The 20,971-nt window shown below is 37.8% G+C and carries 19 protein-coding genes; all 19 read right to left on the minus strand.

The genetic code is table 11. The features are described from left to right. Positions 1-279: 279 nt before the first annotated feature. The 19 genes from KO521_RS18480 to KO521_RS18570 all read right to left on the minus strand — a co-directional run bounded on the left by KO521_RS18480 (position 280) and on the right by KO521_RS18570 (position 20,922). The gene (locus KO521_RS18480) at positions 280-1,884 is read right to left on the minus strand and encodes a M1 family metallopeptidase (RefSeq protein WP_215941377.1); all 1,605 of its coding nucleotides are present in this window, start codon (positions 1,882-1,884) and stop codon (positions 280-282) included. Positions 1,885-1,911: 27 nt separating this feature from the next. Beyond that, the gene (gene argH / locus KO521_RS18485; protein WP_215941378.1) at positions 1,912-3,192 is read right to left on the minus strand and encodes an argininosuccinate lyase; all 1,281 of its coding nucleotides are present in this window, start codon (positions 3,190-3,192) and stop codon (positions 1,912-1,914) included. 28 nt (positions 3,193-3,220) lie between these two features. After that, complete coding sequence (locus KO521_RS18490) at positions 3,221-3,577, minus strand: four helix bundle protein (protein WP_215941379.1); 357 nt, start codon at positions 3,575-3,577, stop codon at positions 3,221-3,223. Positions 3,578-3,605: 28 nt separating this feature from the next. Continuing rightward, positions 3,606-4,670: a M20 family metallo-hydrolase gene (locus KO521_RS18495; protein WP_215941380.1), complete on the minus strand. Its 1,065-nt coding sequence runs from the start codon at positions 4,668-4,670 to the stop codon at positions 3,606-3,608. 2 nt (positions 4,671-4,672) lie between these two features. Beyond that, a complete protein-coding gene (gene argB / locus KO521_RS18500) occupies positions 4,673-5,446 on the minus strand; it encodes an acetylglutamate kinase (protein ID WP_215941381.1) in 774 nt (257 codons plus the stop codon). Positions 5,447-5,448: 2 nt separating this feature from the next. Beyond that, on the minus strand, positions 5,449-6,384 hold the full coding sequence (locus tag KO521_RS18505) for an acetylornithine carbamoyltransferase (RefSeq protein WP_215941382.1): 936 nt from the start codon (positions 6,382-6,384) through the stop codon (positions 5,449-5,451). A gap of 54 nt (positions 6,385-6,438) precedes the next feature. Further along, on the minus strand, positions 6,439-7,227 hold the full coding sequence (gene proB, locus KO521_RS18510; protein WP_215941383.1) for a glutamate 5-kinase: 789 nt from the start codon (positions 7,225-7,227) through the stop codon (positions 6,439-6,441). Between the two features lie 45 nt (positions 7,228-7,272). Further along, positions 7,273-8,472, minus strand: a complete 1,200-nt coding sequence (locus KO521_RS18515) for a glutamate-5-semialdehyde dehydrogenase (RefSeq protein ID WP_215941384.1) — start codon at positions 8,470-8,472, stop codon at positions 7,273-7,275. Next, positions 8,472-9,596: an aspartate aminotransferase family protein gene (locus tag KO521_RS18520; RefSeq protein WP_215941385.1), complete on the minus strand. Its 1,125-nt coding sequence runs from the start codon at positions 9,594-9,596 to the stop codon at positions 8,472-8,474. The genes KO521_RS18515 and KO521_RS18520 overlap by 1 nt, the downstream gene beginning before the upstream one ends. A 54-nt stretch (positions 9,597-9,650) precedes the next feature. Then, a complete protein-coding gene (gene proC / locus KO521_RS18525) occupies positions 9,651-10,451 on the minus strand; it encodes a pyrroline-5-carboxylate reductase (RefSeq protein ID WP_215941386.1) in 801 nt (266 codons plus the stop codon). A 72-nt stretch (positions 10,452-10,523) separates the two neighbouring features. Continuing rightward, positions 10,524-11,498 carry an N-acetyl-gamma-glutamyl-phosphate reductase gene (argC, locus tag KO521_RS18530; protein ID WP_215941387.1) on the minus strand — a complete coding sequence of 325 codons (975 nt, stop codon included), beginning with the start codon at positions 11,496-11,498 and terminating at the stop codon, positions 10,524-10,526. Next, the gene (gene argG / locus KO521_RS18535; RefSeq protein ID WP_215941388.1) at positions 11,491-12,681 is read right to left on the minus strand and encodes an argininosuccinate synthase; all 1,191 of its coding nucleotides are present in this window, start codon (positions 12,679-12,681) and stop codon (positions 11,491-11,493) included. The genes argC and argG overlap by 8 nt, the downstream gene beginning before the upstream one ends. Positions 12,682-12,734: 53 nt before the next feature. Beyond that, positions 12,735-13,367, minus strand: coding sequence for a GNAT family N-acetyltransferase (locus tag KO521_RS18540; RefSeq protein ID WP_194533561.1), 633 nt, complete (start codon positions 13,365-13,367; stop codon positions 12,735-12,737). A gap of 214 nt (positions 13,368-13,581) precedes the next feature. Then, complete coding sequence (locus KO521_RS18545; protein ID WP_215941389.1) at positions 13,582-14,943, minus strand: mannosyltransferase; 1,362 nt, start codon at positions 14,941-14,943, stop codon at positions 13,582-13,584. A gap of 80 nt (positions 14,944-15,023) precedes the next feature. Further along, complete coding sequence (locus tag KO521_RS18550) at positions 15,024-16,508, minus strand: cellulose synthase family protein (RefSeq protein ID WP_215941390.1); 1,485 nt, start codon at positions 16,506-16,508, stop codon at positions 15,024-15,026. A 1-nt stretch (position 16,509) separates the two neighbouring features. Next, the gene (locus KO521_RS18555) at positions 16,510-17,205 is read right to left on the minus strand and encodes a glycosyltransferase family 2 protein (protein ID WP_215941391.1); all 696 of its coding nucleotides are present in this window, start codon (positions 17,203-17,205) and stop codon (positions 16,510-16,512) included. An 86-nt stretch (positions 17,206-17,291) separates the two neighbouring features. After that, positions 17,292-17,753 (minus strand): toxin-antitoxin system YwqK family antitoxin, encoded by a 462-nt coding sequence (locus KO521_RS18560; protein ID WP_215941392.1) that lies wholly within the window; start codon positions 17,751-17,753, stop codon positions 17,292-17,294. A gap of 134 nt (positions 17,754-17,887) precedes the next feature. After that, complete coding sequence (locus KO521_RS18565) at positions 17,888-19,468, minus strand: 4Fe-4S binding protein (protein ID WP_215941393.1); 1,581 nt, start codon at positions 19,466-19,468, stop codon at positions 17,888-17,890. Positions 19,469-19,548: 80 nt separating this feature from the next. Continuing rightward, positions 19,549-20,922, minus strand: coding sequence for an NAD(P)/FAD-dependent oxidoreductase (locus KO521_RS18570; protein WP_215941394.1), 1,374 nt, complete (start codon positions 20,920-20,922; stop codon positions 19,549-19,551). Between the last annotated feature and the right edge of the window lie 49 nt (positions 20,923-20,971).

Below are 20,971 nucleotides of genomic sequence, written 5' to 3' on the forward strand. Positions count from 1 at the left end.
TAACGTGTAAGATTTGAGAAGGGGGGAAGTACTTTATTTACTCTTGAGAGTATGTTTTACGATTAATTTACAAGTATAATAAATAGTGTATAATTCTTCATTATGCCTAGCATGAGCATCCTTTTACGACAAAAAAGTAGATTAGTGAAATTTTGAGATCTAGTATTTATGTATAGAAAGTTATTTTTTTAAAAAAAACTATGGTAGACAAGAAATGATTTCATATTTGTAAGAGAAAAAAGGAAAGAAGTTATATGAAATTAGGCCCCAAAAAAATTACTAATTACTCTTCTCTTCAAACAACAACCAAGATTCCGGATCTAGAATTACATCGTCCGGTTGGTAGTCCAGTTTAATAGTTAAGCTCTTTCTAGCGTTTTCCATATCCATTTGGTAGATGACGGTTTTACCATCTTTTATTACACCAATTTCTATAGGGAACTTGAAAACATGTTGTTTTTGAAGTTGCTCAATATTAATTTGCAAATTTTTCTTGGCGTAACTCCAATCCCATTTAAGTTCAGGGTGTCCTTTGGTAAAAAGCCATTGCTGAAAGAACTCTTCAAGGTCCTCACCCGAGGTTTCCTCCATAATTTTTTGAAAGTCGGCTGACATTGCATTGGAATCCCGATAAGCTTTGTAATACGCTTGTATGCCTTTCCAAAATACTTTATCACCTAATTTATGACGAAGCATGTTTAATACCCAACCTCCTTTTTGGTAGGTGTTAATACTTAAGACCTTCATTGGGTCAGTAATGGAATGGTCTACAATGGGTGAGGGGTTTTGCAAATAGTAGTCGATTATCTGCTTACGGTCAAGTTCTAGTTCTTCTTTTCGTTTGTCATTGCCATAGATACTTTCTTGATAGAGTATGGCAAAGTACGTGGCAAAACCCTCGCTTAGCCAAACATGATTCCAGTCATTTTCACTGGCGGAATTACCAAACCATTGGTGTGCGATTTCGTGTGCAATTAAACCTTCAACTTCATTTTTTCCGGTTACGGAGTTTTCAAAATATGCAATGGTACCTGCGTTTTCCAATCCGCCCCATTGGGTTTTGGCCTGCATGTTGGCCAATTTGGCGTACGAATATGGGCCAATGTTATCAATAAAATATTTTAAAACTTTGGTAGCCACTCCGTAATCTGAAAAACCATCAAGTCTGTTTTCTGGGTATACCCATGCACTAACAGGAATATCATACACCTCGTCCAGCAAGGTACTTGCAAATTTCGTCACTCCAATAGTGACCACTTTCATAGCTACGGGAGCAGGTTCTTTGTAGGTGGTGAGTTTTAAATCATTTCCTAGATTGCTTTCTTCAATTTTTTCACCCGTGGCGACAACATCGTAATGGTCGGGAGCTGTAATTCTAAATTCAATAGTAGCTTTGTCTGATGGGTGGTCTACCGATGGAAGCCAATGCCGCGCCAAGTTGGGCCAGTTGTCGCCAAAGAAAGAGCGTTGGCCAAATTTAGTGGTATCAATGACAAGACCTCTTTCAGGAATACCTTCATAAACTACTTTGTAGATTCTTGTTTTTTCCTCGGATGAAGATGGCGTTATGTTTATTTTGTTTTGCTCGTAGCTATAGTTGGCTTCTGTGTCTCCTTCAAAAACATGGGTCACCTGCATACCATAGTTATCTCCTTTGGCGATGAGGTCTAACGCAAACGGATTCACTTCATTTTTAAAGGCGACTGTAATTTCGGCATCTCCTTTTATGCTGTTTGTTTCGTCATTTAGGGTAAGCCCAAAAACATAACCCTGCACATCCGCGGATGTATTTCTTTGGTAGGTATCTTGGGCGTTGGTCTTTTGCCCAATTAGTACTAATAAAATGAAAAAAATAAAATACTGGTTGTGAGCTCGTGTTTTCATAAACCGTTACCTTCTATGCTAGCTAATTTAAGAAATCTTGTCCATCTTCCCCTTAATCTCCTTCAAACACAAATTACCCAAACTACCTTCGTGCGTATGGTGAATGTCTCGTTTTGGGGTAAAAGTACCTTCTTGAATTTCTTGTCCCATTTTTTTATAGGCGTCTCTAAAAGGCATTCCGTTCTGTACCAGCTCGTTCAAAGTGTCTACACTAAACAGATAGTCATATTTTGGGTCTTCCAATATACCTTTGTTCACCTTCATTTCCTTTAGGCTGAATGTAAGAATCTCAATACAGGCTTTCATATCCTGAATAGCCGGAACAATGATTTCCTTTACCAATTGTAAATCTCGGTGGTAACCACTTGGGAGGTTGTTTATAACCAAAGTCAACTGATTGGGTATACTTTGTAGCTTGTTACATTTACCACGTACTAGTTCAAAAACATCTGGGTTTTTCTTGTGTGGCATAATGCTACTACCAGTTGTTAACTCATCTGGAAAGGATAGAAAGTTGAAATTCTGACTCATGTACAAACAGATGTCCATCGCCAGTTTTGAAAGGGTAGCGGCAATATTTGCCATACCGAATGCGGTTGCTTTCTCTACTTTTCCACGACCCATTTGAGCAGCGACTACGTTGTATTTCAAAGTCTCAAAACCCATTTCTTTAGCAGTGAAACTACGGTCAATTGGGAAAGAACTTCCGTAACCCGCAGCACTACCAAGCGGATTTTGGTCCGCTACTTTATAAGCAGCCTCAACAAAATATAAATCGTCTATAAGACTTTCAGCATAGGCAGATAACCACAGTCCAAAAGAAGATGGCATTGCAATTTGTAAGTGGGTGTACCCAGGAAGCAATACGTCTTTATGCTTTTCGGAAAGCTCCAATAGCAAATCAAACAGTTCCTTGGTTCCTGATTTTATTTCAGAAAGCTCGTTTTTCAAATAGAGGTGCATGGCTACCAAAACTTGGTCGTTTCGTGATCTAGCCGTGTGGATTTTTTTTCCTGTATCGCCTAGTTTTTCGGTAAGTACGTATTCTATTTTTGAGTGCATATCCTCAAAAGAATCCTCAATTACAAACTCGCCTTTTTCAATGGTTTCTGCAATGGCATCCAATTCTTTTACTAAAGCGTTCGTTTCATCGGCAGTCAATAATCCTATTTTACCTAGCATTTTGGCGTGTGCCTGTGAAGCAATAACGTCATATTTCGCCAAGTGTAAATCTAGTTCGCGGTCGTTTCCAACAGTAAAATGGTCTATTTTTTTATCGGTGCTAAAGCCTTTGTCCCAGAGTTTCATTTTTTAGTTATAAGTTTTAAGTTTATAGTTAAAAGTCACTATATTTTTTGATTAAAGTAAAGGTCATTTTCTGGACCTCATCGCATAAGGCAAAAGTATCCTCTAAGTCTGTTTCAGCCAGAAATCCAATTCTTTTTGATATCTCCAATTGTGTTTTTACTTCATTAATAGATCCGTTGGAAATTTCTAAAAATTGGCGAAATACTTTCTTTGATTTCCTTCCGGTTCCTTCTGCAATATTGCTAGGTATGGAAACGGCGCATCTTAATATTTGGCTTGTAAGTCCAAATTTTTCCTCGGCAGGAAAATTAGATGTCAATTTATAAACTTTTTCAACTAAGGTCATTGACTTTTGCCAAACAATAAGCTCTTTATAATTATACATCTTGGAACTATTAACTTTTTACTAAAAACTATTTTATAAATCCTTTTAATAAGTTAATATACAAATCAATACCGTCTTCAATTTCTTTGACGTAGATATATTCATCTGCCGAATGCGAACGAGTGCTGTCGCCAGGTCCTAACTTAAGAGATTGGCAAGTTAAGGCAGCCTGGTCAGAAAGTGTAGGAGAACCATAGGTTTTTCTTCCCAATGCAATTCCTGATTGTATAAGTGGATGGTCTTTGGAAATAGCCGAAGAATTTAATCGTAATGACCGTTCTTTTAATTCGCAAGGTGCTTCTTTCTTCAGTAACTCAGCTATTTCTGCATTGGTGTATTTATCGTTTACACGTACGTCAATAACCAAATCTACCTGAGCAGGTACAACATTATGTTGTGAACCGCCGCTAATTTGGGTGACAGTCAACTTAACCGGACCTAAAACTTCTGATACTTTTGGGAACTTATAATTTTTAAACCACTCCAATACTTCAATGGTATTGTAAATGGAGTTGTCATTGTTTGGATGTGCAGCGTGAGAAGGTGTACCTTTTATCACGGCATCAAAAACAATAAGTCCCTTTTCGGCAATAGCCAAATCCAATAGGGTAGGTTCACCAACAATAGCAACATCAATTTTAGGAAGTATTTCCAATAATCCTCGTAAACTATTTGGACCGGCAGTTTCTTCTTCCATAGAGGCTACCATTAAAATATTATGATTGAGGTTTTCCTCAGCATAATAGTGGGTAAAAGTTGCAATCAATGAAACCAATGGGCCGCCAGCATCATTACTACCTAAACCGTATAATTTTCCATCCTCAATATGCGGGTTGAAAGGGTCTCTAGTATAAGCTGAATTCGGTTTTACCGTATCGTGATGCGAGTTTAAAAGCAGGGTAGGTTTGCTTTCGTCAAAATGTTTGTTCACCGCATAAACGTTGTTGATGTGGCGTTTGAACGGAATATTAAAAGACGTAAACCAGTTTTCAATGGCGTCCGCAGTTTTGTCCTCCTCAGATGAAAACGATTGAATCGAAATTAGTTCTTTTAATAAATCTATCGCTTTTTGCGTTAATGCTGCTTGTTCCATTTTTATAGGGTAAGAGTCGTGAATAAAGTAGATTTAGGGTCTAACATGCTAATATCTCCAATATGCACCTGATGTACATTTTTTTGTAAAGCGTGAAAGCAACTTTCCATTTTAGGAAGCATACCGTCAGCAATGATTTTCTGTTCCAGCAAGGTTTGGTAGGATTTGGTATCAATATGTTTTACTACGGAATCATCGTCGTTCACATTCATAAGAACACCTTTTCTTTCAAAACAATAGTAAAGTGTAGTTTCATAGTTTCCGCTCATGCCAATAGCGAGTTCGGAAGCAATGGTATCTGCATTGGTGTTTAGTAATTGACCTTTGCCATCATGTGTCATGGCACAGAAAACAGGAGTAAGGCCAGCTTCTAAAAGCTTTGTAATAGTATCTCTGCTAACGCCATCAACATCTCCTGCGTAACCATAATCAATATCTTTTACGGGTCTTTTATGTGCTTGAATGGTATCACCATCCGCGCCGCTTAATCCAATAGCATTACAGTTATGCGACTGCAATTCTGCTACAATATTTTTATTTACAAGTCCGGCGTAAACCATGGTAATCAGCCCTAAGCTATCCTCATCGGTAATACGGCGCCCATCAATAAGTTTAGATTTGATACCTAATCTGGTTCCCAATTTGGTGGCTAGTTTTCCTCCGCCGTGGACCAATATTTTAAGGCCTTCCAATTCGGAAAATGCTTTTAGGAACTTAGAAAGTTCTTCTTTATTTTCGATGACGTTTCCGCCTATTTTTATAATGGATAATTTCATGCCTACTGTTCCAGGATTTTTTTCAATACAATCTGCGCCGCATAGGTTCGGTTATTTGCCTGTTCTATAACAAGCGATTGGTCACCATCTAAAACAGCATCTGCAACAACCATATTTCTGCGCACGGGAAGACAGTGCATGAATTTAGCGTTACCCACTTTTTCTGGGGTCATCGTCCAGTTTTTATCTTGGTTCAATACTTTTCCATAGTTGGAATAGCTACTCCAGTTTTTTACGTAAATAAAATCTGCATTTTCACAAGCCTTTTTCTGGTCGTATTCAATAGTGGTGCTTTTCGTAATTTCAGGATTAAGTTCGTATCCTTCAGGATGTGTAATAACAAAATCGGCATCTTGTAAATGCATCATCTCCACAAAAGAATTGGCAACTGCATGCGGTAATGCTTTTGGGTGTGGTCCCCAAGAAAGCACCACTTTAGGTCTCGCTTTTGTATTTTGTTCGGCCAGAGTAATGGCGTCGGCCAAGGCCTGTAATGGGTGACCTACCGAACTTTCCATATTTACGATGGGTACGCTTGCGTATTTTTTAAAACCGTTTAAAACTTTCTCCGCTTCATCTTCTTCTTTATTCTGTAATCCAGCGAAAGCTCTAATGGCAACAATATCGCAATACTGGGAAATAACCTGTGCAGCTTCCTTAATGTGCTCAGAAGTACCTTGGTCCATAACAGTACCATCGGCATATTCTAAAGCCCAACCTTCACTTCCAAAGTTCATAACAATAACGTCCAATCCAAGGTTCATAGCAGCTTTTTGAGTGCTTAACCGCGTACGAAGACTGTTATTGAAGAACAGCAAACCAATAGTTTTATCCGAACCTAGGTTTTTATGCTTTCTAGGGTCTTCTTTTAAGTCTCGGGCTTCTTCCACCCAATTGTCCAACGAATCTATGTCTTGTAAGGAAAGGTAATGTTTCATTTGTGTTCTGTTTCTCTGGCTATTCTTACTTATTTTCTGTGGATGTATTCTGTATCAATGGTCTTCTAAAAAGTGACCGTCTTTTGTTTTTATTTTGGTATGTTTTCCCGAACCGGCAAAAGCATCTGTAATGAAGCTGTCGTTCAAGCCGTTTACAATCCAGGTTTCAATACCGGCTTCTTGGGCAATGGTTGCAGCTTCAACTTTGGATTGCATACCACCAGTACCGTGCGATGATTTGCCCGAGCTAACTTCTTGTTGTAAACTAGAGACGCCTAGTACTTCGGGAATGGTCTCTGGTTGCCCGTTGTCTATTGAAATTTTGGTATATATGCCATTTGTGTTGGTGGCAATCATTAAAAGGTCTGCTTTAAGTAATGCCGCCGTCAATGCCGCCAACTTATCGTTATCACCAAATTGAATCTCATCTGCAGCCACCGTATCGTTCTCGTTAATAATCGGTATGAAATTATTTCCAACTAAAATATCGATGGTATTTTTAATATTGGCTTTGGATTTTGGATTCTCAAAATCTGAGTACGATAAAAGACACTGTGCAGAAAAAAGGCCAAGCTCTCTAAAGCTTTCTTGAAACATGCGCATTAAATGCGGTTGTCCAATAGCAGCTAAGGCTTGCTTCACGTTAATCTCTTCTCCGTTATGCTCTAGTTTTACGAATTGTTTTGCTGCCGCTATGGCTCCAGAACTTACGATGACAAACTCATAGTTGTCCTTGAGCACCGCAATTTGCCTACCTATATCCTCTATCTTTCCCCGGGAAATCTGATTCGTTTCCTTGGTTAAGGTGTTTGAGCCTATTTTTAATAAAATCCTTTTTTTCATTAGGTGTTCTTTTACTTCATTGGGGCGCCAAAGAGTATTTGAAATTTACCCTCTTGTTTGCCCGTTTCCTTTTACATACCACTTATTGGTTACCAAATGCTGAAGCCCGATAGGGCCTCTTTGGTGCAATTTATCTGTACTGATGGCAAGTTCACCACCTAAACCAAATTGACCTCCATCTGTAAAGCGAGTGGAAGCATTGTGGTAGACTGCTGCAGTATCTACATTGTTCATAAAGTACTCAGCCTTTTCATTGTTTGCAGTAATAATAGCTGCTGAATGGCCACCACCGTAGGTGTTTATTTTTGATATAGCATCTTCTAAACTTGAGCTTTGGCCAATTACTATTTTGTAATCTAAAAACTCCTCATACCAAACATTGTCATCTTCTATCTCTTTAGTTCCTTCCATTCCGGCTATGGCGTCATCGGCTTGAATTTCAACATTGCTCTTCTGTAATTCTTGAATTAAATGCTGAAGAAACTGTTGTTTACGAGGTAAATCCGAAGAAATTAAAACTTTATCTACCGCATTACAGGCAGATATTTTAGTTGTTTTACCATTAATGATGATATCTATGGCCATTTCCAAATCGGCTTCTTCACCTACATAAACAAAATTGTTTCCACGGCCACTTATAATTACTGGGCATGTAGCATGTTGTTTTACAAAAGCAATCAACCTTTCACCACCTCTAGGTACAATCAAATCTACTTTTTGGGTAGGTTTTTCAAGAAAAGCCTGCGTTTCCTTTCTGTCGAACTGTAGATAGGTAACCCAATCAATTTCGGCTTCGTTGGCTTCAAGGGCCTTGTGCCATAAATCGACTAAAAATAAATTACTGTTCAGCGATTCTTTTCCGCCTTTTAATAGTATTTTATTTCCCGATTTAAAAGCAATTCCAGCAGCCTCAATAGTAACATCGGGCCTAGATTCATAAATAATCAGAATTGTTCCGAAAGGAGCAGTTTTATTACTCACCTGCATACCATTGTCGTGCTCAAAACTAAAACGCTCAACACCTAATGGGTCTTCTTGTGCCGCAAGTTGTTGCAGGCTCAAAATCATACCATCTATTTTTCCTTGGTCAACTTTAAGACGATCACGCATAGCAATATCATCACCTAAATAATTGTCCATATCTATTTTGTTGGCCTCTAGAATAGCAGTCCGTTCTTTTTGCAACAGTTGCGCCATGTCTAAAAGTACAGCGTTACGTTTTTTTATGTCCAATAGTAAGCTCATTACAATTCTGCTTTTAAGGCGGTGAAAAATGTATCTAAATAGGCTTCGGTAATATTTAAAGCAGGAAGAACCCGCAATACATGCTTATCCTTTGCGCCTCCGGTAAATAGTTTTTGATTGTGAATCAATCGTTTTCTTAAATCGGCTATCTCAAAATCAAATTCAAGACCTAACATTAGTCCTCTACCTTTTACTTTTTTGATTTGTGGTATTTCTGCGGCTAACGCCCTGAAATATCCTTCTAAATGCGCTGCGTTTTCAATGAGTTTTTCATCTTCCAATACTTCTAGAACAGCTAAAGTAGCCACGGAAGCCAAATGATTTCCTCCAAAAGTAGTTCCTAATAATCCGTAGGAAGCTTTGATGTCTTCATGGATTAAAATGCCACCCACAGGGAAGCCATTGCCCATGCCTTTCGCAACCGAAATAATATCTGGTTGTATGTTGTGATGTTGAAAAGCAAAGAATTTACCGCTTCTACCAAAACCACATTGTACTTCATCTGCAATAAGTAAAGCTTCGTTGGCTTTAGCTAATGCTGCAATTTTTTGAAAAAACTCAGTAGTTGGCTCGTCCAAACCACCAACACCTTGTATGGTTTCTATGATAACCGCGCAAACATCCCCTTTTTCTATTTCAGACTCAAATGCCTGTAAGTCATTGAAAGGTAAAAAAGTCACCTTTTGCTGTAAATTAATAGGCGCGTTTATCTTTGGATTGTCCGTTGCGGCAACCGCAGCAGAAGTACGACCGTGAAAGCCGTTGGTAAATGCTATAATCCTAGATTTACCGGTATGGAAAGAAGCTAGTTTTAACGCATTCTCATTCGCTTCCGCTCCTGAATTACACAAAAATAAATTGTAATCATCGCAATCTGAAAGGTGACCTAATTTTATAGCCAATTTCTCTTGCAATGGGTTTTTTACTGAGTTACTGTAAAAACCTATTTTATTCAACTGATCGGTCAGACGTTTTACGTAATGTGGGTGCGAATGGCCAATAGAGATTACAGCGTGTCCTCCGTAGAAATCTAAAAAATCTATTCCTTTGTCATCGGTTACTACAATTCCCTTTGCCGAGACTGGGGTTACATCGTATAATGGGTAAACATCAAATAAATTCATAACTTTTGTTGTTGTGCTGATCATAGCTTTGACACATTTTATTAGCGAGGGATTTTACAACTGACCCTCTTTAATTCTACTGATTTTTTCGTAGGAAGCTACAATTCCCTGTATTAGGGAAGAACTAAGTCCTTGATGTTCCATTTCGTTCAGACCTTGGATAGTACAGCCTTTTGGGGTTGTTACCTTATCAATCTCTGCTTCTGGATGGCTACCGGATTCAATTAACAAGCTAGCGGCACCACTACAGGTGTGCATGGCTAATTCCTGTGCTTCTTTAGCATCAAAACCTAACTGAATGGCACCTTGGGTGGTAGCGCGTATTAAACGCATCCAAAAAGCGATGCCACTGGCACAGATTACTGTTGCGGCTTGCATTTGTGTTTCAGGAATTTCCATTGAGTGTCCCATGCGATTAAAAATAGCTTTCGCTAAGTCAATTTTCTTTTTACCCTTTAAATTGCTACAAATACAAGTCATGGATTTACCCACAGAAATAGCTGTGTTAGGCATACTTCTGATAATGTTATGGTCAGAACCAATGATAGCTTCCATTTTAGCAATGCTGAAACCCGTAATGGTAGAAATAACTACATGATTTTCGGTTAACAAACCTTTAGTGCTTTCCAAGATATTCTCAAGCTGGCTAGGTTGAACCGCGAGAATGATAATGTCAGAATTCTTTACAGCCTCAGTATTATCGGAGGTTATGGTTACGTTGCCGTAATTGGCATATTCTTCTATTTCAGCAGTGTTTCTCTTGGTAAGGTACATGGTTGTAGCACCGTTAGAATTTAGAATTCCTTTTGCAATGGAAAGTCCTAGATTACCCGCTCCTATAATGGCTATTTTCATTTTCAAAATTTTGGTTGTTTCCGTTTTAAGTCTAATGGAATCTTATTGCGGAAATAGTTTTCTTGTTAATTGCTAAAAAACGCCGGCTTTAAGGTTAAGGCCTGTACCTTCTTTAAAGCCGAAAATAAGGTTCATATTCTGAACCGCCTGTCCTGATGCACCTTTGAGCAAATTATCTATGGCCGAGGTGATAAGCAACCTGTTTTCATGCTTATGCAAATGAATATGGCACTGATTGGTATTTACAATTTGTTTTAGGTGGATAGGCTCCTCAGCTACTTGTGTGAATAGCGCATCCGCATAAAACTCCTTATATAAAGCAATAGCTTCTTCTAAAGTGCCGTCATACTCGGTGTAAGCTGTAGCTAGAATACCGCGGGTAAAGTTTCCGCGGGTTGGAAGAAAGAACAACTCACCTGAGTCTGATTGCAACGATTTTAAACTTTCGTTTATTTCGCCTAAATGTTGATGAGTGAACGGTTTGTACCAGCTCACATTGTTATTTCTCCAACTAAAATGAGATGTAGCAGAAGGACTAACTCCTGCACCAGTACTACCGGTAACCGCATTGATATGAACGGTATGTCCTAATTTGTTTACTTTGGCTAAAGGTAAAAGTGCTAATTGAATAGCTGTTGCAAAACAACCCGGGTTTGCGATATAATTCGCCTTTTTAATTGCTTCTTTTTTAAGTTCCGGAAGTCCGTAAACAAACTCCTTTCCTTCAAAAACAGCATCGGCCTGTAATCTGAAATCGTTGCTGAGGTCTATTATTTTGGTGTTTTCAGAGAACTTGTTTTCCTGTAGGAATTTAGAGGAATTACCATGACCCAGACATAAGAATACTACGTCTACATCAGGATTGATTTTTCCTGTAAATTCCATTTCAGTGGTTCCCAATAAATCAGCATGCGCCGTTGTAACTTTCTTGCCAGCTCTGGTTGTACTGAAAACAAAATCTATTTCAGCTTCAGGGTGATGCAAAAGAATTCTAATGAGTTCTCCGCCCGTATAACCAGAACCGCCAATAATTCCTGTTTTAATCATTGTTCTGATTTACGTGGTTATATATTTTTCCAGAATTGGAAAGTATTTTTATAAAACCTTTTGCATCATCAGCAGACCATCCTTTGTTCACTTCACCGTAGCTACCAAAAGCATCGGTCATTAAATCATGTTTAGACGAAATTCCGTTTAATCTAAACTGAAAAGGGTAAAGACTTAGGAAAACATCACCAGAAACATTCTTTTGCGTGTCTGTTAAGAAGGCTTCAATATTTCTCATTACAGCATCTAGGTAGTTGCCTTCATGTAATAACATTCCATAGAAGTTACCTTGTTGTTCTTTTTGGAATTGTTGCCATTTGGTTAAGGTATGCTTTTCTAGTAAGTGGTGTGCTTTTATGATAATTAATGCAGCGGCAGCTTCAAAACCAACTCTACCTTTTGTACCAATAATGGTATCACCAACATGAATATCTCTACCAATAGCATATTTAGAAGCCATAGCTTCTAACTTTTCTATATTGGCAACAGGAGTATCTTTAATACCATCAATAGCAACCAATTCACCTTTTTCAAAGGTTAGCTTTACATCCGTAGGCTCTTTTTCTTGTAATTGACTTGGGTATGCACTGTCTGGCAATGCATTTTGAGAAGTCAGTGTTTCTTCACCACCAACAGAGGTTCCCCAAAGACCTCTATTTATAGAATATTTGGCTTTTGCCCAAGGATAATCCACACCATTTTGCTTTAGATATTCAATTTCCGCTTCTCTGGCTAGTTTATTATCTCTAATTGGGGTTATAATTTCAATTTCAGGAGCAATGATTTGAAAAATCATATCGAATCTCACTTGATCGTTACCAGCTCCTGTACTACCATGAGCGATATAATCAGCACCAATTTTTTTGGCATAAGTTACTATCTCTATAGCTTGCACAATTCGTTCTGCACTAACAGATAGGGGATATGTATTGTTTTTTAAAACATTTCCAAAGATGAGATATTTTACAACTTTATCGTAAAAAATCTGAACGGCATCAATAGAAGTGTAGGAACTGGCACCCAATTCTATTGCTTTCTCTTTTATAGTAGCAATTTCTTCTTTAGAGAAACCGCCAGTATTTACACTTACTGCATGTACATCAAAACCTTGTTCTTGTGATAGGTATTTAGCGCAGTAGGAAGTGTCTAATCCGCCGCTGTATGCTAAAACTAATTTTTTCATTTTAAAAATTGTATTGTCTCGGCCATTATTAAATAATTCAATGACCTATTAGGTTATTCGTTTGTTTTCTTTTTAAGAAAAAGAGACTCTTTAATACTTTTGAGTCTTTTGAAAGCTTTACTGTTGATATGTTCTTTTTCAACTTTTTCAACTTTTTTCTCCTTTGCATCTGAGTCGTAAAGCATACCTGTACAAAGGCACATTTTGCGTTCGGTACGCGTAAGAATATCAAAGTTTTTGCATGTCTGACAGCCTTTCCAAAATTCTGGATCATCAGTTAGTTCAGAAAATGTAACCGGTTTGTAACCAAGTTCATAATTCATTTTCATTACGGCCAAGCCAGTAGTGATACCAAATATTTTAGCATCCGGGAACTTCTCTCTCGAAAGCTCGAAGATTCTTTTTTTAATTTTTTTGGCCAATCCTTGATTTCTATAATCAGGGTGGACTATGAGGCCGGAATTCGCTACGAATTTCTCGTGTCCCCAGACTTCTATATAACAGAAACCGGCAAATTTGTCGCCATCTAAAGCAATAACAGCATTGCCATTTTCCAAACGTTTTAGAATATATTCTGGTGTACGTTTAGCTATGCCGGTACCTCTTACCTTAGCAGATTCCGTAATGGTATCACTAATGATTTGAGCGTATTTGAGATGAGACTTGTTAGCAATAATTATATTCATTGCCAAAAGGGTTTAAATTGTAAAAAAAAATGAATTGTTGGTCGTTTAGCGGAAATGGACTCACCTATTCCCATGAAATATACACACCCTTACGGGCGACGGCGAGAAGCCGGGCGAACAGGAGCAAGATTGCTCAAAGTGTTAAATATGTGTCTTTGTCCTTTCATGGAAAGCCAAATGTACAAGATTATGACGAAAGTATAAAGGTGCTCCGTTAATTTTTGCGAAAAATAACAAATTGCTCTTTAGAGTTAAAAATTTCGTAAATCAAAAACACATATACAGAAATATATTCAACGGTGATTAAGGTTAGATTTTCTTTAAAGTCGGCCTGCGAATACGCATAGTAGCTGAGAACCACAGTGGCTGACCAAAGTACCGCATATTTGTATCTGGTAAATACACCTAATACCACCAAAAAGATGATATACCACGGGTGTACCGTGGCTGACATAAAATAATACAAAGTAAGTACGGCCATCATCGAGGTAATTAATGTTGGTATTTTTTGATTGTCTCTTAGAAAAGTGAACAGCAGGACAAATAGAATTGTGACTATAGGTGTTATTTTTCCGTAGGTTTTTATAAGTTCCCAGGGCTTTCCGTCATACTGGATAGCAATATATTTTACAACATTGTATATTCCAGCATTAAATTCAAAGTTTGAAAACCAGAGTCCAACGGTTTTCGAGTAGTTCGCAATGAAGTCAGGTGAATAGAAAGGAACAAATAAGAGCAGGCATGTGATGCCAATAATACTGTAAAAACTTATACTTTTTTTAAATCCTAAATGCTTTAGAAAAAGGGGTAGAAATAGCAAAGGTACCAGTTTGACACAAATAGACAGAGCATAAGGAATAGCTGCAAGAGCCCATTTTTTTGTGGATAGTAGATGAAGAGCCCACACAAAAAAGAAAAGCATAACACCTTCAAAATGCAAGTTTCCAGTTAGTTCTATAATAATCAAAGGATTTAAGAAATACCAAAAGATGAGGTGGGGTGAGTGGTTTAGGTTCTTCAATAGTTTTCTTCCAAAGTAAAAGATACCTACATCAGCTAAAATAATCATGGTTTTGATAGCGAGTACAGAACCTATTAAGCTTTTACCTCCTATTAGCGCAGCTATTGCGAAGAGCAATTGATTTAATGGCGGGTAGTTGCTAAAATGCTTTGCACTTAGGCTACCCATACTATCATAAAGAAGTTGAGCATTGGGTATGACCAAATCACTCTGGGCGATTAAGTCATTCGGGACTTCTAGATAAGGATTGATAAAGTTGGCAACTAGATGACCGTCCCAAACAAAACGAAAATAATCCTGGGAAAGATTAGGTTCCGTAGTTAAGAATATCAATCTAAAGATGATGCCTGCAACCAATAAAAATTTAAAGTTCCATTTTTCAAACTGTATGAGTTTGAAACACAGAAAAAAAGAAGCGGCAAAAAGTGTTAAGAGCTTAATAAAATCCGTGCGCTCTAAATGGAAGGCAAAGGTGTAATAAAAAATAGCCGCCAATAGCGCCATGAGAATAGAGACTTGGTGAAGCTTCCAGTATGTAGTGAAACGATTGGGCATTTAACGGTTTGTTCTAGTCACCCGAAAAAATAAGAAATTTAAATGGACTTGCCGGTCTTTTAACAGTTTGTGTAGGTGCATTACGCACGTGCTGTAAGCGACTTTGTAAAAACAAATCCAAAGCCCAGAAACAACATAAAGTGAAAAGGGAAAAGCCCAAAATCGTTCAGCGGAATGGCACTGTACATTCCAAATAAGAAATAGACCATAAGAACTGCCTCCAGAATCATATTTGGAGATAATTTTTTAGTAAGGTACTTGTTACCTTTCCAAGAATCCGTAATGTTGTTCAGGTTGAATTTAGGTGTACGTACAAATTCGCTTCTTTTGCCCATATGACCTTCAAGAACAGCAATTGAATTATGCAATGAAAAGCCTAATGCAACAGAAAAGAAAGTAAAGAATATTTTAATGTAATCTACAAAATTGTCAAAACCACTACCCTGAATGCTTTTATAGGTAAACCAATAGCAAACGAAGAGGATAATAGTACTTAAAACAAAAAAACTTAATAGAGTAAAAACAATATCTAACTGTGGATATATAGCTTTAATGTACATGGCTGGTATACTAAGTAATGAAACCAAGAATACGCATAAGAACATAGAGCTGTTCAATAAATGCATTACTCCATGAAATTTAGTCTTAAAAGAGATGTTCTTAGCGGTAACCACATTAAAAACCGTCTTTCTGAAATTTTCGGCGCCACCTTTATTCCAACGGAACTGTTGTGAGCGGGCGGCACTAATAACAACAGGGAGTTCAGCAGGCGTCTCAACGTCTTCTAGATACTTGAATTTCCAGTTCTTAAGCTGTGCACGGTAACTTAGATCTAAATCTTCTGTAAGGGTATCTCCTTCCCAATTTCCAGCGTCTATGATACAATCTTTACGCCATATTCCCGCAGTACCATTAAAATTGATAAAGTGGCCTTTGGCATTCCTGCCTACTTGCTCAAGCGTAAAATGCGCATCTAAAGCAAAAGCTTGAATACGGGTTAACGTGGAATACTCTCTGTTAATATGCCCCCAACGTGTCTGTACAACCCCAATTTCAGGGTCCTTAAAGTAAATAACGGTCTTTTTTAACCAATCGCCAGATGGCATAAAATCGGCATCAAAAATAGCTATAAATTCACCTTTGGCTATTTCCAGGCCTTCTTTTAAAGCACCTGCTTTAAAACCTTGGCGGTTTTCACGACGTATGTGTTGGATGTCTAAACCTGTTTCTTGTAAGGCCTTTACGCGAGCAGCGGTATCAGTTACCGTATCATCCGTAGAATCATCAAGCACCTGAATTTCAAGTTTGCTTTTAGGGTATTCTATTTTTGCAATATTTTCCAATAGGCGTTCCATAACATATTCTTCGTTATAGACAGGCAATTGTATGGTTACAAAAGGAATTTCTTTTGGATCTAGAAGATTGAATTTTGGAGCGATTTGATTGCGCCTTTTATACCCCAGGTAATTTACCAAGAGATTTAGTTGCGCCAAACTATAAAAAAATATCAATAGCAGTGCTACACTATAGATTGCGATAATAATGTAAGCAATAATTAAACCCATATTATTTTATGCTGTATTTAAAAATCCAACCTAATATTTTTATGCCCGCAAATATACTACCTTTTACGGTACCCGATACTTTTGATACACCAATTCTTTTTTTGTAACGTACTGGTACTTCGGCGTATGTCAATTTATTCTTTAAGGCCTTCAATTGCATCTCCACTGTCCACCCGTAAGTTTTATCCTCCATATTGAGTGTTAACAACTTAGGGTATGCTATAGCCCTAAACGGACCAAGGTCCGTAAATGTTGCACCAAACAACAATTTCATGAGAAAAGTAGCCAGCCAATTACCAAAAATCTGCTGAGGTGTCATACTTCCCTCTTCCCTAAGTCGTTTTACACGAGCACCAATTACAAAATCAGCTTGTTTATTTAATATCGGAGCCACAATCTTATTAAGTTCTTCGGGATAATCAGAATAGTCTCCATCAACAAATACGATAATATCAGGTGCTTTGGACTGTTTGGCAATATGGTTCATTCCTTTTAAACAGGCATAGCCATAACCCATTCGGTTCTCAGTCAATACGGTAGCTCCCGCATCAATGGCATTTTCGGCTGTTTTATCAGTGGAATTATTATTCACAACGATAACTTCAGAAACCGATTTTGGTATTTCGCGGATTACCGAAGCTATAGAATCTGCCTCATTGTATGCAGGAATTATGACTTTAATGTCTGGTTGTGGCATTGGTGAAGCTTGTTAATTACTGTAGTATTAGAAAAAATAAGTACTTATAATAATAGGAGAGAAAATAGGGGTCAAGAAATATTGCATTATTTAAGGTCTGATAAATTGTTTTCGCGCCTAAAACTACTAAAACTAAACCATTCCTTAATTTTTTTACCGTTTTGATATTTCTCTGCAGAGGTCAGTTTTTCGTTGATATACTGTAGACAGTACCCATTTTTTTTACCATTACTCAGTTGGCATTTATGGTTTACTTTCCCCATGGAGTCATAAAATAGCCACCAATTAGACTTCTTGCCATCTTTGTAATGACCTTCTTGTAGAGGTTTGCCATAGCTATCGTAAAAATACCAATAAGATACACGTTGGTTATTTTGGTAATGCCCTTTTTCGGATAGTTTGCCGTTAGTATGGTAGAATTTCCAAAAATCGGCTTTAACACCATTTTTTAACCATCCTTCTTGTTTGATAGCTCCTGACTCGTAATACTCTTTATGGTACACCAAATCATATTCGGATTGTAATCCATAAAAAACAAAACAAACCATTAAAAATAATTTTGGGAACATTTTACAAAGTGTCTACTTAAGTTGTCGTAATAAGAAGTAAGAACTAACAAAAAATCCTTTATATCAAAATATTTTGATATAAAGGATTTTTTTGATTGTCAATGAATTGAAAATTATTTTTTGTTTACTAACTCCATAAGATCAACATCATTTCCTAATAGCACTTCAGTTGGATTGATACGACCTTGTTCTGGGCCATTTTCCAATTTTAGAACACCACGTGGGCAGACTGCGGAACATACACCGCAACCAACGCAACTAGATCGTACAATATTTTCGCCTTTTTGGGCGTAAGCACGAACATCAATACCTTGCTCACAATAGGTAGAACAGTTACCACAAGAAATACATTGGCCACCATTGGTGGTAATTCTAAATCGAGATTTAAAACGTTGCACAAAACCAAGGTATGCAGCTAACGGACATCCAAATCTACACCATACACGATTACCAAAAATTGGATAGAAACCGGTTCCGATAACACCAGCGAATATTGCACCGATTAAAAGGCTATAAGTGTTTTGAACGCTTTGTGTTTTAATACCCAGTACGGTTCCGGATTCTGTAAAGAAGCTATAGAGCGTCATACCTGTCATTACTACGGCAAAGAGTAAAACACCATGTATTAACCAACGCTCCACCTTCCAAGAAAATAAAGACTTACTTGAATGTTGGCGGTACGGGTCTCCTAAAGTTTCGGCTAATCCACCGCAACCGCAAACCCAAGAACAGTACCATCTTTTTCCGAAAAAATAAACCATTACCGGTACAATAACTAACGTAAGAACAACGCCCCATACCAGAATAAACAGGCCAATACCACCGCTATCCAACAATGACTTTAAGTTCCATTGAAAAAAGAAATCATAATCTAGAGGAAATGCATTTTTAAAATCATAGTAGGGCATCTGTAGACGCACCATTATCTCCGGAATTAGAAAAGCAAAGACAATCTGGAAAAACAATACCGATGTTGTGCGTACCATTTGGTACACGTTATGGCGGTATTTTATGTACATGCGCACGGCCATTACGGTCATTACTACACAGTACATAAAACCATATACGAACCAATGTCCAGCGGGATTACCGCTAAGGCTCTGGCTAATGGGGTCTACAAGAAACGTCCAGTTTACCGCAAATTCAGGTCTGAAGTATAAAACTAGATAGAAGGAAACTAGAAATACAAATACCATCCATGCTATCCAGCCTTTGTTCGTTGCGCTTTCATGATAAATACCATCGTTTTTTATTCCTTTTTTGCCTAGTAAGACTACATTGGGAAGAATAAACATTAACGCTCCAATAATGCCAAGGCCAAAGGTTAAAAACCACATTAGTCCTTTATTTTGGGCAATAAAACCAGCTCCGGACTTCTTACCCACCAAGGCAGCCATATCATGGCCACTGGTGTAGATAACCTTTTTGTATTCTTTGTTTTTTCGGTGTTGGCTATTGGCTGCATCGAGCGCGGAACTTATAGCAGGCGAGAGGCTCAACATACCATTAAAATCTTTGCTGACAACGTTTTGGTTTATCGCCTGGATAAAAACATCGCTTTTAATGTTTTTTTCTTTTACAATTTCGTCAAAGGTATTTTGGTCTAGCTTGTACGTGCCTAATACAGGCACGGCTGCAAAAACGGCTAGCCCGATTAAAAAAATGACTAGGCCTATGTTTTGTATTGCTTTCATTATTTATTTCTGATTAAGCTTTACTCGATAATCGAGATTAAATGCTCCGAGGTTCGCCTCGAAATTTTAAGATTATTTCTTTACGAATGCCTCATGGGCTGGCTCTTTGGTGATTTGTTAAAAATTCGTTTCCAACTTTTCTTTTTAGGAGACAAGTTGGTTTTCATTACCGAATTATATTTGGATAGGATTTCCTCTTCGTAATGCGAATAGAATTCAGGATCAAAATTCGCATCTTTTACATATTCCATGACATAATCTATATTGCGTTCTTCTGTGAGCCAACGATCAAACATTTCATGGCGCATACGAATGCCAAAGGTATTGATGCCTAAGAATTTTTTAGAATCCTTGTCATAGGCAACTGTAATGCAAATTTTTTCCGAAGCGTGACGCCAGTGAAAATGGTTTTCGTGTTCTTTTTTTGACCTTTCACTAAAAACCCAACCGTAGGTCTGGTATTCAATATCAAGGAATTTAGCGGAGTTAAACCAATGCCCCGGACTATATTCCCTTGGATTGCCACAGATAGTTTGAGCTAATGTTTCACCCATCATACGACCAGTGTACCAAACCGCTTCTATAGGTCTTCTGTTGCCAATTCCCTCATGCTGTTCGGCACAATCTCCAATGGCATATATATCTTTTATATTGGTTTCGAGAAGGCGATTTACCTTAACCCCTCGCCCTAATTCAATACCGGACTCTTTTAGAAAATCGATATTAGGTGTAACACCTGCGGTAAGACCTACTACATTACATTCAATAGTTTCACCTTTATCCGTTGTAATAGCTTTGGCTCTGCCATTTTCATCGGATAGGATTTCAACCAGATTGGTCTCTAGTTTTAAATCTATGTGATGTTCTAGAATGTGCTCATTAATCATTTCAGATTCTCCAGATGGCAGAACACCGTTCCAAAAACTATTTTCGCGAACTAGGAACGTTACCGGAATTTTTCTAGATCGAAGCATTTCTGCAAGTTCAATACCTATAAGTCCGCCGCCAACAATAACTGCACGATTGCAAACCTCTTTATTAGGAGCATTTTCTTCAATTTGGTCTAGGTCTTGTTTTGAATACAAACCCTGAACCCCTTTTAAATCTTGACCAGGCCAACCAAACTTGTTGGGCTTGGATCCTGTTGCAATTATTAGCTTGTCATAAGTTAATTCTTTGCCTTCTGCCAATATCAGTGTTTTGTCTTCGTGATTAACAGAAGTAACAAATCCTTTAAGAAGTTCTATTCGGTTTTTTTTCCAAAACCAATTCTCATAGGGCTGTGTGTGTTCAAATTTCATGTGGCCCATGTAGACATACATTAAGGCGGTACGAGAAAAGAAATAATTCGTTTCTGCGGATACTATTGTAATTTTTTTATCGGAAAGTTTTCGGATGTGCCTTGCCACCGTTACACCTGAAATTCCGTTGCCAATAATGACTATGTGCTCCATAATTTAATTTGGTTAATGCGAATTCTGTCGTTCTTAAAGGTAATACCTT

Source organism: Zobellia uliginosa (assembly GCF_018860745.1).
Taxonomy (GTDB): domain Bacteria; phylum Bacteroidota; class Bacteroidia; order Flavobacteriales; family Flavobacteriaceae; genus Zobellia; species Zobellia uliginosa_B.

Excerpts from the sequence above, each read along its gene's own strand:
- KO521_RS18480 (WP_215941377.1), bottom strand. The coding sequence starts at position 1,884 with ATGAAAACACGAGCTCACAACCAGTATTTTATTTTTTTCATTTTATTA.
- argH (WP_215941378.1), bottom strand. The coding sequence starts at position 3,192 with ATGAAACTCTGGGACAAAGGCTTTAGCACCGATAAAAAAATAGACCAT.
- KO521_RS18490 (WP_215941379.1), bottom strand. The coding sequence starts at position 3,577 with ATGTATAATTATAAAGAGCTTATTGTTTGGCAAAAGTCAATGACCTTA.
- KO521_RS18495 (WP_215941380.1), bottom strand. The coding sequence starts at position 4,670 with ATGGAACAAGCAGCATTAACGCAAAAAGCGATAGATTTATTAAAAGAA.
- argB (WP_215941381.1), bottom strand. The coding sequence starts at position 5,446 with ATGAAATTATCCATTATAAAAATAGGCGGAAACGTCATCGAAAATAAA.
- KO521_RS18505 (WP_215941382.1), bottom strand. The coding sequence starts at position 6,384 with ATGAAACATTACCTTTCCTTACAAGACATAGATTCGTTGGACAATTGG.
- proB (WP_215941383.1), bottom strand. The coding sequence starts at position 7,227 with ATGAAAAAAAGGATTTTATTAAAAATAGGCTCAAACACCTTAACCAAG.
- KO521_RS18515 (WP_215941384.1), bottom strand. The coding sequence starts at position 8,472 with ATGAGCTTACTATTGGACATAAAAAAACGTAACGCTGTACTTTTAGAC.
- KO521_RS18520 (WP_215941385.1), bottom strand. The coding sequence starts at position 9,596 with ATGAATTTATTTGATGTTTACCCATTATACGATGTAACCCCAGTCTCG.
- proC (WP_215941386.1), bottom strand. The coding sequence starts at position 10,451 with ATGAAAATAGCCATTATAGGAGCGGGTAATCTAGGACTTTCCATTGCA.
- argC (WP_215941387.1), bottom strand. The coding sequence starts at position 11,498 with ATGATTAAAACAGGAATTATTGGCGGTTCTGGTTATACGGGCGGAGAA.
- argG (WP_215941388.1), bottom strand. The coding sequence starts at position 12,681 with ATGAAAAAATTAGTTTTAGCATACAGCGGCGGATTAGACACTTCCTAC.
- KO521_RS18540 (WP_194533561.1), bottom strand. The coding sequence starts at position 13,367 with ATGAATATAATTATTGCTAACAAGTCTCATCTCAAATACGCTCAAATC.
- KO521_RS18545 (WP_215941389.1), bottom strand. The coding sequence starts at position 14,943 with ATGCCCAATCGTTTCACTACATACTGGAAGCTTCACCAAGTCTCTATT.
- KO521_RS18550 (WP_215941390.1), bottom strand. The coding sequence starts at position 16,508 with ATGGGTTTAATTATTGCTTACATTATTATCGCAATCTATAGTGTAGCA.
- KO521_RS18555 (WP_215941391.1), bottom strand. The coding sequence starts at position 17,205 with ATGCCACAACCAGACATTAAAGTCATAATTCCTGCATACAATGAGGCA.
- KO521_RS18560 (WP_215941392.1), bottom strand. The coding sequence starts at position 17,753 with ATGGTTTGTTTTGTTTTTTATGGATTACAATCCGAATATGATTTGGTG.
- KO521_RS18565 (WP_215941393.1), bottom strand. The coding sequence starts at position 19,468 with ATGAAAGCAATACAAAACATAGGCCTAGTCATTTTTTTAATCGGGCTA.
- KO521_RS18570 (WP_215941394.1), bottom strand. The coding sequence starts at position 20,922 with ATGGAGCACATAGTCATTATTGGCAACGGAATTTCAGGTGTAACGGTG.